The 13,986-nt window shown below is 69.6% G+C and carries 16 protein-coding genes; 4 read left to right on the top strand and 12 right to left on the bottom strand.

What is annotated here, in order from left to right; translation table 11 throughout:
- Positions 1-148: 148 nt before the first annotated feature.
- Genes BpN12_RS00510 through BpN12_RS00485 form a run of 6 tightly spaced genes read right to left on the bottom strand, consistent with a single transcriptional unit; the run spans position 149 to position 4,604 of the window.
- Positions 149-1,108: a PDR/VanB family oxidoreductase gene (locus BpN12_RS00510; protein ID WP_246793342.1), complete on the bottom strand. Its 960-nt coding sequence runs from the start codon at positions 1,106-1,108 to the stop codon at positions 149-151.
- Positions 1,109-1,134: 26 nt separating this feature from the next.
- A complete protein-coding gene (locus tag BpN12_RS00505; protein ID WP_246793341.1) occupies positions 1,135-1,587 on the bottom strand; it encodes a RidA family protein in 453 nt (150 codons plus the stop codon).
- Positions 1,584-2,603, bottom strand: coding sequence for an aromatic ring-hydroxylating oxygenase subunit alpha (locus BpN12_RS00500; RefSeq protein ID WP_246793340.1), 1,020 nt, complete (start codon positions 2,601-2,603; stop codon positions 1,584-1,586). The genes BpN12_RS00505 and BpN12_RS00500 overlap by 4 nt, the downstream gene beginning before the upstream one ends.
- Positions 2,604-2,619: 16 nt before the next feature.
- Positions 2,620-2,835, bottom strand: a complete 216-nt coding sequence (locus tag BpN12_RS00495; RefSeq protein WP_425306319.1) for a recombinase-like helix-turn-helix domain-containing protein — start codon at positions 2,833-2,835, stop codon at positions 2,620-2,622.
- Complete coding sequence (locus BpN12_RS00490; RefSeq protein ID WP_246793338.1) at positions 2,835-3,188, bottom strand: hypothetical protein; 354 nt, start codon at positions 3,186-3,188, stop codon at positions 2,835-2,837. The genes BpN12_RS00495 and BpN12_RS00490 overlap by 1 nt, the downstream gene beginning before the upstream one ends.
- A 9-nt stretch (positions 3,189-3,197) precedes the next feature.
- Positions 3,198-4,604 (bottom strand): MFS transporter, encoded by a 1,407-nt coding sequence (locus BpN12_RS00485; RefSeq protein ID WP_246794734.1) that lies wholly within the window; start codon positions 4,602-4,604, stop codon positions 3,198-3,200.
- 317 nt (positions 4,605-4,921) lie between these two features.
- On the opposite strand from BpN12_RS00485, the gene BpN12_RS00480 reads away from it, so the two are divergent.
- The 4 genes from BpN12_RS00480 to BpN12_RS00465 all read left to right on the top strand — a co-directional run bounded on the left by BpN12_RS00480 (position 4,922) and on the right by BpN12_RS00465 (position 8,140).
- Positions 4,922-6,052 carry an FAD-dependent monooxygenase gene (locus tag BpN12_RS00480; protein ID WP_246793337.1) on the top strand — a complete coding sequence of 377 codons (1,131 nt, stop codon included), beginning with the start codon at positions 4,922-4,924 and terminating at the stop codon, positions 6,050-6,052.
- Between the two features lie 37 nt (positions 6,053-6,089).
- Positions 6,090-6,851 (top strand): IclR family transcriptional regulator, encoded by a 762-nt coding sequence (locus BpN12_RS00475; RefSeq protein ID WP_246793336.1) that lies wholly within the window; start codon positions 6,090-6,092, stop codon positions 6,849-6,851.
- Between the two features lie 234 nt (positions 6,852-7,085).
- Positions 7,086-7,703: a LysE family translocator gene (locus tag BpN12_RS00470; protein ID WP_246793335.1), complete on the top strand. Its 618-nt coding sequence runs from the start codon at positions 7,086-7,088 to the stop codon at positions 7,701-7,703.
- A gap of 188 nt (positions 7,704-7,891) precedes the next feature.
- Entirely contained in the window at positions 7,892-8,140 is a 249-nt protein-coding gene (locus BpN12_RS00465) for a hypothetical protein (protein ID WP_198256126.1), read from the top strand.
- A gap of 121 nt (positions 8,141-8,261) precedes the next feature.
- Here the strand turns inward: BpN12_RS00465 and pcaC are convergent, their stop codons facing one another.
- From pcaC to BpN12_RS00435, 6 genes are all read right to left on the bottom strand, one after another.
- Positions 8,262-8,666, bottom strand: a complete 405-nt coding sequence (pcaC, locus tag BpN12_RS00460; RefSeq protein WP_246793334.1) for a 4-carboxymuconolactone decarboxylase — start codon at positions 8,664-8,666, stop codon at positions 8,262-8,264.
- Positions 8,667-8,680: 14 nt separating this feature from the next.
- Positions 8,681-9,466 carry a 3-oxoadipate enol-lactonase gene (gene pcaD, locus BpN12_RS00455; RefSeq protein ID WP_246793333.1) on the bottom strand — a complete coding sequence of 262 codons (786 nt, stop codon included), beginning with the start codon at positions 9,464-9,466 and terminating at the stop codon, positions 8,681-8,683.
- Between the two features lie 17 nt (positions 9,467-9,483).
- Entirely contained in the window at positions 9,484-10,842 is a 1,359-nt protein-coding gene (locus BpN12_RS00450) for a 3-carboxy-cis,cis-muconate cycloisomerase (protein ID WP_246793332.1), read from the bottom strand.
- Between the two features lie 263 nt (positions 10,843-11,105).
- Complete coding sequence (locus BpN12_RS00445; protein ID WP_246793331.1) at positions 11,106-11,762, bottom strand: 3-oxoacid CoA-transferase subunit B; 657 nt, start codon at positions 11,760-11,762, stop codon at positions 11,106-11,108.
- A 16-nt stretch (positions 11,763-11,778) separates the two neighbouring features.
- Entirely contained in the window at positions 11,779-12,480 is a 702-nt protein-coding gene (locus tag BpN12_RS00440; RefSeq protein ID WP_246793330.1) for a 3-oxoacid CoA-transferase subunit A, read from the bottom strand.
- Between the two features lie 143 nt (positions 12,481-12,623).
- Positions 12,624-13,862 (bottom strand): 4-hydroxybenzoate 3-monooxygenase, encoded by a 1,239-nt coding sequence (locus tag BpN12_RS00435; RefSeq protein WP_246793329.1) that lies wholly within the window; start codon positions 13,860-13,862, stop codon positions 12,624-12,626.
- Positions 13,863-13,986: the final 124 nt, after the last annotated feature.

The raw sequence follows: 13,986 nt of genomic DNA, 5'->3' as shown, positions 1-13,986 counted from the left end.
TTGTGGAAAAGAACACCGATGATAGCGCGAAGGCATGGGCCGGTCGCGATTCTGGTCCTGATCCTTATCCTGATGCCGGTCACGGGTCGATCGTGGGCCGATCAGGCATCCGGCCGGCGGCGCGAGCGGGCCGCCGGCCGGGATCGCGTTACAGGTCGAGCACGAGCTTCTCGCCCTTGCAGCCCGACACGCAGATCATCATGACCTGGTTGCTGGCGCGCTCGGACGCGCTGAGCACCGAATCGCGATGGTCGGGGCAGCCCGACAGCACGCGCGTCTCGCACGAGCCGCAGATGCCTTCCATGCAGCTGTGGTCCACTTCCACGCCGGCCGCCAGCAGCGTATCGAGCAGCGACTGTCCGGCCGCCACCTCGAGCTGCCGCTTGCTGCGCGCGAGTTCGACCTGATAGCCGTGGCTCGCCGCCGGCTCGGCCGGTGGCGCCGCCGCGAAGCGCTCGACGTGCCGGTTCGCGATGCCGACCGCTTCGCAGGCCTGATCGAACGCGTCGAGCATCGGCGCGGGGCCGCAGCAGTAGACGTGCGCGTCGGCGGGTACCTCGGCCAGGTACGCCTTCAGGTCGGCCGGCCGGCCGTCGTGCTCGGCGTCGAAATGCACGTCGAGCGTGCCGCCGAAGCCGCGCAGCTCGTCGAGGAAGGCCGCGTGCTCGGCGCTGCGCGCGCAATACAGCATCCGCACCGGGCGCCCGAGTTCGACCAGGCGGCGGTACATGCAGAGGATCGGCGTGACGCCGATGCCGCCCGCGATCAGCACGCTGTGCGCGGCGCTCTCGTCGAGCGCGAACAGGTTGCGCGGCGCCGACAGGCCCACGCTCATCCCCACCCGGAAATTCTCGTGGATGAAGCGCGAGCCGCCGCGCCCCTTCTGGTCGATCTGCACGCCCACCACGTAGCGCTCGGTCTCGCCGCCCGGATTGAGCAGCGAATAGCTGCGCAGCAGCCCGCTCGACAGGTGCAGGTCGATGTGCGCGCCCGGCTCGAAGCTCGGGAAGCGCTCGCCGCGCGGCGGCACCAGTTCGATGCTCATGATGCCCGGCGCCTCGTGGCGCAGCGTGCGCACGAGCGCCGTGTAGGCTGGTTGATTGCTCATCTTCGCGTCTCTTTCTTCGCGTCTCTTTACTTGATCGTCGCCCTGGCGAGGTCGAGCCGCGCGCAGGCCTCGATCTCGACGCACAGTTCCGGGAACACCAGGCCCGACACCTGCACCAGCGTCGAGCACGGATACGGCGCGCCCTGCCCGACCCGCTCGGCGAAGAACTCGCGGCGCGCCCGGCCGACTTCCGCCTTGTCGGCGATGTCGGTCACGTACACCACCAGCTTGGTGATGCAGCCGACGTCGCCGCCGGCCGCCTCCACCAGCGCGCGGATCTTCTCCAGCACCACCCGCGTCTGCTCGTAGGCGGACAGGCCGCCCGCCGTCTCCCGCGTGGCCGGATGCGCGGTCATGCCCGACATCACGATTTCATCGCCCACCAAGAGCGCGTTGCTCCAGGTCGCGCCCGGCGCCTCCGGCACCGCCTCGCAATGCACCTGCACCGGCGCGAGCCGGGCCGGTTGAAGCGCGCTCATCGCGCCGCCCCGTTCTCGAGCTGCGCCTTGGCGAGATTGCGCAGATGGCGGCGCAGCCGCACCAGCCCCATGTCGTGCTGATAGAGGTGCTCGTTCCGGTTCGCGTCCGGTTCCATGTGTTCGAGGATCTCGCGATCCTGTTCGAGCACGGCCCAGTGGCGCGCTTCCAGCCGGTTGCGGTAGAGGAAGCGCCAGGTGTCGCGCTGCCAGCCTTCCACCTTGCGGCAGCGCCAGTGGAACACGGCGGCCAGCTGCGGCGTGATCGGCGTGTAGCTGCCGATGATGATGAAGTTGCCGCCGGGGCCGCCCGTCTTCGGATAGGGGATCTCCAGGCGCATCCAGTGCAGGCCCGTGTCGGCCCACTCGGTCCAGTCGAAGTTCACGTCGCGCTGGCCGACCTTCTCGAACACGAAGCCGCGCTCCGTGTCGCGAATCGTGAAGGTCGCGCTGATCTCGCCCTCGGCCATCGAATGCGACTGCTTGTGCAGATACGCGCCGTGCATCGGGTCCATCACGTTGTCGAGCACGTAGCGGTAGTCGCCCTTCCACTCGGTGTAGCAGAGGAACGACGAGAACTCCGCGCCGGTCAGCTCTTCCGGCAGCACCAGCGGCGGCGGTTCGTCGACGTTGTCGGCCGAGTTGTAGAGGAACAGCACGCCCGCCGCCTCGCGCACGTGGAACGAGCGCGCGCCGCGCGAACCTTCGAGCTTGCAGCCCGGGCTGCCCGGCACCGAGGTCACCACGCCGTCGCAGCGCACGTGGACGCCGTGATAGCCGCACTGGATGCGGTCGCCCAGCACCACGCCGCGCGAAAGCGGCGCGCCGCGGTGCGGGCAGTGATCCTCGAGCGCGTAGGGCGTGCCGTCCACGTCGCGCCAGAACACCAGCTTGCGTCCGAGGCGGCGCAGCGACATCGGCTCCTGCTTCACGAACGACGCCGGGCAGATCGGGTACCAGAGATTGTCCAGGCCGCGCTGCAGCGTGCTTTCGATGTCGTCCTTGTGATCCGTATTCATGGGGTTCTCCGAAGGGTTACTGCGCCAGACGCGCCATCTCGGTACGGAAGTTGTCTTCCGTCCAGACCTCGGCGTTCTGCGTGCGCGGCCCGAAATCGTTCAGGTAGGCCACCAGCGCCGGCAACGCCGTGATGCCCTGCGCGAAGGCGCGCTCGATCGCGTCGCCGAGCAGGTTCTCGTATTGCGTCGGGGGACGCTGCCGCGCCTGATGCGGCTCCAGATATCGGTCCATCATTTGCCTCCATTGCGAACCCGTTCGCGAATGCGCTCGCGAACCGGCAGAAAATCGTAGGTGGGATAGCACTCGGTGCTGAACACGCCCCAAGCCGAGCGCTCCAGCTCCAGGTTGACGAGCGGCAGGAGCCGCGGCGGCACTTCCAGCGTGACGATCTGGCCGAAGCCCATCGCCACCGTCCAGGACACGACACGCACGCCCTCCGGGGGAAAGCGCTCCCACCAGTCGGCTTCCTTGAGCCGGGTCTGGATCGCGTCGAGGTTGTTGGTCTGGTCGTGCCGCAGGAACACGGTGATCAGCACCGCGTCCTGCACGTTCTCGGAAGTCACCGGGTTGGCTCCTTGTTCCATGGGGGTGGGTCAGCTTTCGAGCTGTTCGAGCACCTGGCCCTTCGTCTCGATGCCGAGCCGGTGGATCACCAGCGCGGCCACCAGCAGCACCGCGCCGAACGCGTAGAACGCGACGCTGATGTTGGTGGTGATGGTCTTCGAGACGAGCGCGGGTGCCGCGATCGCGGCGATCTTGAGCCAGGCGCTGCCGACGCCGCAGCCCAGCGCGCGCACGCTGGTCGGGTACAGTTCCGGCGTGTAGACGTAGGCCGTGATGAAGCCGCAGCCGAGCAGGCCGAACGACAGCGCGCAGAACGTGCCGACCACGTAGACCGAACTGTCGTGGAATACCGCCGCGCCGAACAGCGCGATCGCGCAAAGCAGGAACGAGACGTTGATCACCGGCTTGCGGCCGACCTTGTCGACCACCAGCGCGCAGATCAGCGAGCCGATCACGCCGAGCACCGAGGCGCCCACCGTGAGGTTCAGCGCGAGCTGCAGCGGCGCGTGATAGACCGTCTTGTAGATGGTCGGCAGCCAGGTCAGCAGGCCGTACTGGATCACGCCGCAGGTCATCCACAGCATCGCCACCGAGATGGTGCGCTTCAGGTACAGCGGCCCGAACAGGTCGCGCAGGCCGCGCTTCGGATGCTTCGCCAGCCCTTCCGCCTGCGCGGCGGCCTCGCCCGACGGCAGCGGCGGCAGCGGCCCCTTCACGCTCGCCTCGAACGCGGCGAGCGACGCGGCGGCTTCCGTCATGCGCCCGCGCTGGCCGAGCCAGCGCGGCGACTCCGGCACCAGCCGGCGCAGCGTGAAGGCCAGGATCAGCGGCACGCCGCCCACGAAATAGATCACCTGCCAGCCAAGCACCGGCACCAGCCACGCGCCCAGCGCGTTCGACACCAGCAGGCCGATCGGGAAGATGATTTCGTACAGCAGCACGAAGCGGCCGCGGCCGTGCGCGCGCGTGATCTCGCTGATGTAGGCGGCCGCCACCGGCAGCTCGCCGCCGAGCCCCACGCCCTGCACCGCGCGCAGCACGACGAAACTCGCATACGATGGCGCGAAGCCGCAGGCAATGCTGGTGATGCCGACGATCCCCGAACTCCAGGCGATGGTGCGCACGCGCCCGTAGCGCTCCGCGAGCGCCGGAAACAGCAGCGCGCCGATCAACTGGCCCACCGAGCCGGCGGCGATCAGAAACGCGATCTGCGACGGCGCGAGGCCCCACTTCGCGATCAGCATCGGCAGCGTCGCGGCGATCGCGATCACGTCGAAACCGTCGAAGAACGTCGCGCAGCCGATCAGCACGCGCGCCCGGATCTGCATGGCGTTGCCGGGCAGCCGCTCCATGCGCGCCACGATGCCCCCGAGCGTCAGGCGATCCGACGCGCCGGCCTGGCCGGTCCCTGTTGCGTTGTCCACTGCGACCTTCATGTCCATAGGTTTACATCGCCAAGTTGCGGTTGAACGGTCATCGTGGTTTCCTGGGGCTGTTCGTTCCACTTACGGAACAACGATTCGTATGTGGTTAATTTTAAGCCAAGGCCTCCGCCAGAAAAAAATGTTTTCGAGATCACCAAGGGAAAATACCGACGCCCCGCGGCACGGCCCCGGCAGGCGGCCACGCCGCGATCGGCGCGCGCATTCCGGGCCATGAAAATGGCTTGCGGCCAAAATAAAAAGCTCGGACACTCCGTTTTGTTCAATTCTTTTACATCATGTTCATTTTTGAACGTATCGGAGTGCTTGGCATGTTGAAGATCGGGATTTCAGGTGGCGGCATCGGCGGGCTCGCGGCAGCGATCGCCCTGGAGCGGGCGGGGCATGAGGTCACCGTGTTCGAGCAGGCCGACGCATTCGGGCGCGTGGGCGCCGACATCAACCTGACGCCGAACGCGGTGCGCGCGCTCGACGGGCTCGGCATCGGCGAGCGGCTGCGCGAGACGGCCGCGCGCCCCAGCGCCCGCATCAGCCGCACCTGGGACACCGGCGAAGTCACCTCGCACCTGCCGATGTCCGACGAGGCCGAGCGCAAGTACGGCGCGCCGCAGCTGACGATGCACCGTGCCGACGTGGTCCACGCGCTGGTGCAGGCGATTCCCGCCGCGCGGCTGCGGCTCGGCGCGCGCGTGGCCGGCTTCGCGCGCGTTGAAGGTAGCGAGGCCGGCGCGTCGATCGACCTCGCCGACGGCAGCCGCCACGACTTCGACCTCGTGGTCGGCGCCGACGGCATCCATTCCCGCGTGCGCGAATTCATGTTCGGCGAGGACCGGCCGCAGTTCACCGGCGTGGTGTCGTATCGCGCGGTGGTGCCGGTCAAGCGCATCACCGGCAACGACGTCGGCGCGTTCGTGAAGTGGTGGGGGCCGACGCCCGAATCGCAGATCGTGACGTTCCCGCTCAATCGCGGCCGCGACGTGTTCATCTTCGCGACCACGGGCCAGACCGACTGGACCCACGAATCGTGGACCACGCCCGGCGATCCCGATGCGCTGCGCGACGCCTACCGCGCGTTCCACCAGGACGCGCGCGCGCTGCTGGCCGCTTGCGACAGCGTGCTCGCCTCCGCCCTCTACGTGCGCGATCCGCTGCCGCGCTGGAGCCGTCCCGGCTTCACGCTGCTCGGCGACGCCTGCCATCCGATGATGCCGTTCATGGCGCAGGGCGCCGGCATGGCGATCGAGGACGCGGTGGTGCTGGCGCGCGCGCTCGACGCGGCCGCGCCGGCCACGCTCGCGGCCTCGCTCGAACGCTACGAGGCCGCGCGCCGCGAGCGCACCGCGCGCATCCAGGTCGGCTCGCGCGGCAACGCCTGGCTCAAGGAAGGCGGCAATGCCGACTGGGTCTACGGCTACGATGCGTGGCGCGTTCCTCTGGCATGATGTCGTCCCGTCGCCACGCCCCTGAACCTGCCTCGCCATGACCGCCTCCCCGGAACGCCCCGCCGACGCATCGGGCGCAGTCGAACGCTCGCTGCGCCTGCTGCGCTTCATCGCCGAGGGCGGCAGCACGCGCAACATCAGCGAGGCGGCGCGCCGGATCGGCGTCAACCGCGTGACGCTGATGCGCCTGCTCGCCACGCTGGAGCAGGCCGGCATGCTGGTCGGCGAGGCCGAGGGGCACCGGCTCGGCGTGCCGTTCCTGACGCTCGCCGCCGCCGCGCTCGGCTCGTCGAGCCTGATCGCGCGCGCGCGCGAGGTGCTGCCCGGCGTGGCCGCCGCCACCCGCATGTCGACCTACCTCGTCGTGCGCGAGCATCACGAGATCGTCTACTCGCTCGCGGAAACGCCCGACACACCGCTCGTCAGCCAGATCCGCGTCGGCAGCCGCCTGCCCGCCTACCGCGCCACGCCGGGCCTCGCGATGCTCGCGCTCGCCGACCCCGACGAGGTCGCGCGGATGTGCGAATCGGCGTGGCGGGAAGCGGACGCGCCCGACTGGGCCACGCTGTCGGCGCGGCTGCAGCGGATTCGCGACGAGGGCTGCGCATGGAGCCACGCCGCGCTCGAAGCCGGCATCGATTCGTGCGCGGCGCCGATCGTCGGCGGCGACGGCCGCGCGATCGCGGCGCTCAGCATCGCCGGCCCCTCGCAGATGTTTTCCGGGCGGCCCGGCCATGCCGAGACGCTGGCCGGGCACCTGAAGGCCGCGGCACGGCAGATCGCGAAGCTGGTGGGGTAGGCGCGCGACGAAGGTGAAACGGTAAGAGCGCGAAACTCAGGATTGCCATCGAAGACGCGCGGGCCTGTTTATGTCGATGCCGCTTGCCGCCCTCCGCGGACACCTCCCCGGCCACCCGGCCACTCGTACCGGCGCCTTACTGCCAAACTGTACCGGTACCGTACCGATAACTGTCGCTACACTGCCTCTTCATCCACCCGCCATCCAGGCGACCCCGAAGAAAAGAGGCCACCCATGGACATCCTCACCCTGAGCGCCCTGCCCGCCGGCATGCTGTTCGCACTCGTCACCTCGATCACGCCCGGCCCGAACAACACCATGCTGCTCGCCTCGGGCGTCAACTTCGGCTTTCGCCGGACCATGCCGCACATGGTCGGCATCAGCAGCGGCGTGGCGATCATGATGCTCGCGATCGGCTTCGGCCTCGGCGAGGCGTTCTCGCGCGTGCCGCGACTCTATACCGTGCTGGAAATCGCCAGCATCGTCTATCTGCTCTATCTGGCCTGGCGCATCGGCACCTCCGGCGAAGTGAGCGCCAACCAGGGCAAGTCCCGGCCGATGACGTTCGTCGAGGCCGCGCTGTTCCAGTGGATCAACCCGAAGGCGTGGATGATGGTGCTGACCGCCGCGACCACCGTGCAGCTCTCGGCCAGCTACGGCGCGAATGCGGTGGGGATGGCCGTGGTGTTCATCCTGGTCGGCTTCCCCTGCATCAGCGTGTGGGCCGCGTTCGGCCAGGGCATGCGCGGCTTCCTGTCGAACCGGCGCCGGCTGCGCGCGTTCAACGTGACGATGGCGGTGCTACTGGTGGCCTCGCTGTACCCGATCGCGGCGAAGCTCGCGGCGGCTTGAGTGGCGACCTGAGCGGCGGCCCGGCGCCGAAGCAAGGTTGGGAGCGACGAGTCATGCTGGCCGTCCGCGTGTGAGCCGCCCCTCGCCGCCCGTTCGTGCCCCGCTTGCCCGCCGCCACGCCGGGGCGTAGGCTGACCGACCGGGTGCCGGCGCGCCGACGGCACGCCCGCCCGGCCGGGAGAGAGCCGATGAAGACAATCGTGAAGGCCGGCGACCGCATCGAGGGCCTGCGCTGGCGCGCCGAATATCACCCGAACACCCATCACATCCGCGTCACGCGCGAACGCAGCGAAGTCGGCACTTACGTCGCGCCGCGCACGCTGTTCGGCGACGAACATACGATGCGCGCGGCCACGCCGGCCGACCGGCGCGGCGTGGAGTCGGCGCTGCGCGCCTATCTGCGCCAGTTCGCGAAGCTCCACGATGCGCCGGAATGAACACGGGGCGCTTGTCGCGCGCATCACGCACGCGACAAGCGCCCCGCTTCGTCTCGATCGGCGCGGCGCCGCCAACGCACCGCGCCGCGTTCACCTCACGTCCCGCGCAAGCAGCCCGCGCTCACGACTCCGCGGCTGCAGCCGCGGCCGCGTCGTCTTCCTTGAAGATCCGGTCGGCCAGGTGGAACGCCGAGTTCGCCGCCGGCACGCCGCAATAGATCGCGGTCTGCATCAGCACTTCCTTGATCTCGTCGCGCGTCACGCCGTTGTTCTTCGCGGCGCGCAGATGCAGCGCGAGTTCCTCGCCACGGTTGAGCGCCACCATCATCGCGATCGTCAGCAGGCTGCGCGTATGGCGCGGCAGCCCCTCGCGGGTCCAGATCTCGCCCCAGGCATAGCGCGTGATGAAGTCCTGGAAATCGGTGGTCAGCTCGCTGCGGTTCGCGAGCGAACGCTCCACGTGGGCCTCGCCGAGCACCGCGCGGCGCACGCCGAGCCCGTCTTCGTAACGTTGCTGGTCGTCCATGCGTCGGCTCCTCGTCACGCGGTCAGGAAATCGAGCAGCGCGCGGTTGAAGCCGTCGGCGCATTCGATGTTGGAAATGTGCGCGGCGTCGAATTCCACGTGCCGCGCGCCCGGGATCGCGGCGGCCAGCGCGCGTCCGAGTTCGGGCGGCGTCGAGGTGTCGTGCGCGCCGGTCACCACCAGCACCGGCAGCGTGACGCCCTTCACGTCCTCGCGCAGGTCGGCCGTGTTCAGCGCGTCGCAGTTGGCCGCGTAGCCGTGCTTGTCGTGATGCACGAAGGTGTCGCGCACCACGTCGACGAGGCGCGGCTCGGCCGCGAAGAATTCCTTCTTGAACCAGCGCGGCAGCACCGCGTCGACCAGCGCGTGCATGCCTTCGTCGCGCGCCTTCGCGGCACGCGGCTCCCATACCTCGGGCGTGCCGATCTTCGCGCCGGTGTTGGCCAGCACGACGCGCCCGAGGCGCTGCGGATGGCGCGCGGCCAGCGCGGCGCCGGTCAGGCCGCCCATCGAGATGCCGCAGAAGTGGGCGCGCTCGATGCCGAGATGGTCGAGCAGGCCGATCACGTCACCGGCCAGCTGGTCGATCGTGTAGGGGCCGGGCGGCACGTCCGAGTGGCCGTGGCCGCGCGTGTCGTAGCGCAGCAGGTTGAAGCGCGCGCGCAGCGCCGCGATCTGCGCGGCCCACATCGACAGGTCCGCGCCGAGCGAATTCGAAAACACCAGCCACGGCGCGTCGGCGCTCGCGGCACGGTCGATCCGGTAATGCAGCTTCACACCGTTGACAGAAGCAAAGGGCATCGTTGGTTCTCCTTGGTTTAGGCGTGGCTCGCGTGGCGCGCGAGCACGGCATCGACGAACGCAGCGGCTTCGCCGACGTAATGAGCGGGGTCGAGCAGCTGGCGCAGCGCATCGGGCGTCAGGTGCGCGGTGACGGCCGGCTCGGCGGCCAGCACCTCGTGCAGCGTGCGGTTCGAACGCACCGCTTCCTTCGACGCCTGCTCGACGAGATGATGCGCGTCGAGCCGGCCGATCCGGTCGCCGAGCGCGAGCATCACGGCCTCGCCGAGCACCAGGCCGCGCGTGGCGTCGAGGTTGGCGGCGAGCCGGTCCGTATCCACGTTCAGGCCGCCGACGATCTGCGCGACGCCGGCCAGCGCGCCGCCCGCGAGCCGCGCGAGTTCGGGCAGCGCGTCCCATTCGGCCTGCCAGCCGCCGAGCGCGCGCTCGTGCTCCTGCACCATCCCGGCGAACACGGTGGCGACCAGCCCCGGCGCGCGCACGGCGGCGCTCAGCACGGCCGCGCAGCCCACCGGGTTGCGCTTGTGCGGCATGGTGGACGAGCCGCCCTTGCCGGCCGCGGCCGGCTCGGCCAGCTCGCCGATCTCGGTCTGCATCTGCAGGGAGATGTCGCGCGCGATCTTGCCGAGCGTGCCGATCACCATCGCGAAGAACGACGCCGTCTCGGCGATGCGGTCGCGCTGGGTATGCCACGGCAGGTCGGGCAGCGCGAGCGCGAGCTCGGCCGCGAGCGAGGCGGCCACGCGCGGTGCCGCCTCGCGCAGGCTCGCGAGCGTGCCGGCCGCGCCGCCGAACTGCAGCACCAGCACCTCGCCGCGCAGCGCGGCCAGACGCTGGCGGTGGCGGCCGAGCGCGTCGAGCCACTGCGCGAACTTCAGCCCCAGCGTGATCGGCAGCGCCTGCTGCAGCCAGGTGCGGCCGATCATCGGCGTGGCGCGGTGCGTGCGCGCGAGCGCGGCGAGCGAATTGCACAGCGTGTCGAGCAGCGGTTCGAGCGCGTCGAACGTGTCGCGCAGCTGCAGCACGAGGCCGGTGTCGAGGATGTCCTGGCTCGTCGCGCCCCAGTGGACGAACTTCGCCGCCTCGGCGTCGGCGTCCTTGACGCGCGCGGTCAGCTGCTTGACGAGCGGGATCGCGAGATTGCCGCCGAGCGCGGCGTCGCGCGCGAGCGCCTCGGCGTCGAGCCGTTCGGCGCGGCAGGCGGCCTCGATCGGCGCGACGGCCGCGGTGGGAATCACGCCGTGCGCGGCGAGCGAGCGCGCGAGCGCGGCCTCGACGTCGAGCATGCGCTGCAGCGTCGCCGCCGGCGACCAGATCCGGATCAGCGCGGCGTCGCCGCCGATCAGGGAAGTCAATCGGGCACTGTCTTCGTACATGGGAGGATCGGAAGGTCGGGAAGGGCCGGTAGCGCGTATTGTCCACCGAAGCGCGACGCCGTGCGCTGGCGGGCGGCGGCCGCGCGCGGCGCCGCGAGTGGGCGACCGCCGCTGGTGCCGCGCCGCTGCGCTGGCGTGGTGCCGGCGGGCGTCTCCTGATAGTCGCATGCTCCGGCGAACCTCGGCGGACCCGGCGGACCTTGCAACGGCCCGCGTCGGTGCCCGCGCGCGAGCCCGCCGGGCGCGCTGACTCGCCTACCCGCTTACGCGGTCGCGCGCTCGGTCGCGTCGACGAGCGGCACGCCCGTCAGCGTCTGCAGTTCGTCGAACGAGAGATCGGTGAAGATCTCGGTCACGGCGAGGCCCGTCGGCGTCACGTCGAGCACGGCCAGGTCGGTGTAGATGCGCGTCACGCAGCCGATGCCGGTAACGGGATACGAGCACTCGGCGACGATCTTGCTTTCGCCCTGCTTGGTCAGGTGCTCCATCATCACGAACACCTGCTTGGCGCCGATCGCGAGGTCCATCGCGCCGCCCACGGCGGGGATCGCGTCGGGCGCGCCGGTGTGCCAGTTGGCCAGGTCGCCGCGCGCCGACACCTGGAACGCGCCGAGCACGCAGTAGTCGAGGTGGCCGCCGCGCATCATCGCGAACGAATCGGCGTGGTGGAAGAACGCGCCGCCCGTCAGCAGCGTAACGTGCTGCTTGCCGGCGTTGATCAGCTCGTCGTCCTCGGCGCCGGCCTCGGGCGCGGGGCCCATGCCGAGCACGCCGTTCTCGCTGTGCAGGAAGATTTCCTTGTTCGCGTCGAGGTGGTTCGCCACCAGCGTCGGCACGCCGATGCCGAGGTTCACGTAGGCGCCTTCGGGAATGTCCCGGGCCACGCGTTGGGCCATCTCATCACGGGTCAGTCGTTTCATCGTGGGTTCTCCGGGTTCAGGCGGCCTGCGCGGCGAGTTCGGCCGCATGCACGGCTTGCGGCACTTCGACGACGCGCTGCACGAAGATGCCGGGCGTCACGATCTGTTCGGGATCGAGGCCGCCCAGCTCGACGACCTGCGAGACCTGCACGATCGTGGTCTTCGCGGCGGTGGCCATCACCGGCCCGAAGTTGCGCGCGGTCTTGCGATAGACGAGGTTGCCCCAGCGGTCGCCCTTGAACGCCTTCACGAGCGCGAAATCGGCATGGATCGGCGTCTCGAACACGTACTGCCTGCCGTCGATCTCGCGCGTTTCCTTGCCTTCGGCCAGCTTCGTGCCGTAGCCGGTGCGCGTGAAGAAGCCGCCGATGCCGGCGCCGGCCGCGCGGATCCGCTCGGCCAGGTTGCCCTGCGGCACCAGTTCCAGCTCGATCTCGCCGGAACGGTAGAGCGCGTCGAACACCTGCGAGTCGGACTGGCGCGGGAACGAGCAGATGATCTTGCGCACGCGCCTGGCCTTCAGCAGCGCGGCCAGGCCGGTTTCGCCGTTGCCGGCGTTGTTGTTGACGATCGTCAGATCGCGCGCGCCATGCGCGATCAGCGCGTCGATCAGCTCGGACGGCATGCCCGCCGTGCCGAAACCGCCGATCATGATGGTCGCGCCGTCATGGATGTCGGCCACCGCCGACTGCAGGGAATCGAAAATCTTGTTGACCATGGCTCTTCCTGAGGGAATCCGCGTCGCGCAGCGCGACGGCCGGCCAGCGCGCCGGATCACTCGGGCCGCGCCGCATCGGGCCGCCGGGCGACCCGTTTTGTTCGTCTATCGAACCTAGATTCGTTTAGCGAACGATGCGGCGATCATAGAATCTCGCTCGGCGCGTTGTCAAGGCGGGCTGACGCGGGGGTGGCGGCCGCGGCGGCATCGTCGAACGGCAGCCCGACGTAATTCTCGGCCAGCACCTGCGCGGCCGCGTGCGAACGCGTCACGTATTTCAGCTCGGCCAGCTTGAGGCGGTTCACGAACGGCGAATCGTCGGGCGACGGATGCAGCATGTTCGTCATGAAATAGGAGAAGTGCTCGGCGCGCCAGACGCGTTCGAGGCAGCGCTCCGAATAGCCGTCGAGCGGCGCCGCGTCGCCCGCGTAGTGAGCCGCGAGCGCGTGCGCCAGCGTCCGCACGTCGGCCACCGCCAGGTTCATCCCCTTCGCGCCGGTGGGCGGCACGATGTGCGCGGCGTCGCCGGCCAGCAGCAGGCGGCCGTGGCGCATCGTCTCGCAGACGAAGCTGCGCATCGGCGTCACGCCCTTCTGCACGATCGGCCCCTCGGTGGGCGTCCAGCCCGAGGCGTTCGCGAAGCGCGCGTGCAGCTCGTCCCAGATCCGCGCGTCGGACCACGCGGCGAGATCCTCGTCGGGGCGGCATTGCAGATAGAGGCGCGTGACCGTCGGCGAGCGCATCGAGAACAGCGCGAAGCCGCGCTCGTGGTGCGCGTAGACGAGTTCGTCGAGCGACGGCGCCGCCTGCGCGAGGATGCCGAGCCAGGCGTAGGGATAGACGCGCTCGAAGGTGCGTTGCAGCGCCTCGGGGATGGTCTGCCGCGCGATGCCGTGGAAGCCATCGCAGCCGGCGATGAAATCGCAGTCGATGCGCTCGGCGCGGCCGTCGCGGCGCCGGAACGTCACCGATGGGCGCCCGGACTCGACCTCGTGCAGCGCGACCTCGCTCACCTCCAAATGCATTTCGTGGCCGTGCGCGATGCCGGCCGCGATCAGGTCGCGCACCACCTCGTGCTGGCTGTAGACGGTGATCGCGCGCCCGCCGGTCAGCGCCGACAGGTCGAGGCGGTGGCGCTCGCCGCCGAACAGCAGCTCGATGCCGTGGTGGACCAGCCCCTCGCGGCGCATCCGCGTGCCGAGCCCGGCCTCGTGAAGCGTATCGACGGTGCCCTGCTCCAGCACGCCGGCGCGAATCCGGTTCTCGCAGTACTCGCGCGAACGCGCCTCGATCAGCACCGTGTCGATGCCGCGCAGGCGAAGCAGATGGGATAGCAGCAGCCCGGCGGGACCGGCGCCGATGATCGCGACCTGGGTACGCATTGTTCGTCTCCTGAACTTTGATTCGATGAATGAATCTTTTGTGGTCCGATTGTCGGGGCCGCGCCGACTATGCGGCAATGCCATTTTGGAGATATGTTTCATATCGAATTCCGATAATGGTCGC

The organism is Burkholderia perseverans, from assembly GCF_022870505.1.
GTDB lineage: Bacteria > Pseudomonadota > Gammaproteobacteria > Burkholderiales > Burkholderiaceae > Burkholderia > Burkholderia plantarii.
The sequence above is the reverse complement of the archived record's forward strand: the minus strand, read 5'-3'. Positions and strand labels throughout refer to the sequence as shown.

Coding starts and splice junctions, on each gene's coding strand:
- pcaC (WP_246793334.1), bottom strand. CDS start 8,666: ATGGACGACCAGCAACGTTACGAAGACGGGCTCGGCGTGCGCCGCGCG.
- BpN12_RS00510 (WP_246793342.1), bottom strand. CDS start 1,108: ATGAGCAATCAACCAGCCTACACGGCGCTCGTGCGCACGCTGCGCCAC.
- BpN12_RS00505 (WP_246793341.1), bottom strand. CDS start 1,587: ATGAGCGCGCTTCAACCGGCCCGGCTCGCGCCGGTGCAGGTGCATTGC.
- BpN12_RS00490 (WP_246793338.1), bottom strand. CDS start 3,188: ATGGAACAAGGAGCCAACCCGGTGACTTCCGAGAACGTGCAGGACGCG.
- pcaD (WP_246793333.1), bottom strand. CDS start 9,466: ATGCCCTTTGCTTCTGTCAACGGTGTGAAGCTGCATTACCGGATCGAC.
- BpN12_RS00485 (WP_246794734.1), bottom strand. CDS start 4,604: ATGAAGGTCGCAGTGGACAACGCAACAGGGACCGGCCAGGCCGGCGCG.
- BpN12_RS00465 (WP_198256126.1), top strand. CDS start 7,892: ATGAAGACAATCGTGAAGGCCGGCGACCGCATCGAGGGCCTGCGCTGG.
- BpN12_RS00450 (WP_246793332.1), bottom strand. CDS start 10,842: ATGTACGAAGACAGTGCCCGATTGACTTCCCTGATCGGCGGCGACGCC.
- BpN12_RS00440 (WP_246793330.1), bottom strand. CDS start 12,480: ATGGTCAACAAGATTTTCGATTCCCTGCAGTCGGCGGTGGCCGACATC.
- BpN12_RS00495 (WP_425306319.1), bottom strand. CDS start 2,835: ATGGACCGATATCTGGAGCCGCATCAGGCGCGGCAGCGTCCCCCGACG.
- BpN12_RS00435 (WP_246793329.1), bottom strand. CDS start 13,862: ATGCGTACCCAGGTCGCGATCATCGGCGCCGGTCCCGCCGGGCTGCTG.
- BpN12_RS00445 (WP_246793331.1), bottom strand. CDS start 11,762: ATGAAACGACTGACCCGTGATGAGATGGCCCAACGCGTGGCCCGGGAC.
- BpN12_RS00480 (WP_246793337.1), top strand. CDS start 4,922: ATGTTGAAGATCGGGATTTCAGGTGGCGGCATCGGCGGGCTCGCGGCA.
- BpN12_RS00470 (WP_246793335.1), top strand. CDS start 7,086: ATGGACATCCTCACCCTGAGCGCCCTGCCCGCCGGCATGCTGTTCGCA.
- BpN12_RS00475 (WP_246793336.1), top strand. CDS start 6,090: ATGACCGCCTCCCCGGAACGCCCCGCCGACGCATCGGGCGCAGTCGAA.
- BpN12_RS00500 (WP_246793340.1), bottom strand. CDS start 2,603: ATGAATACGGATCACAAGGACGACATCGAAAGCACGCTGCAGCGCGGC.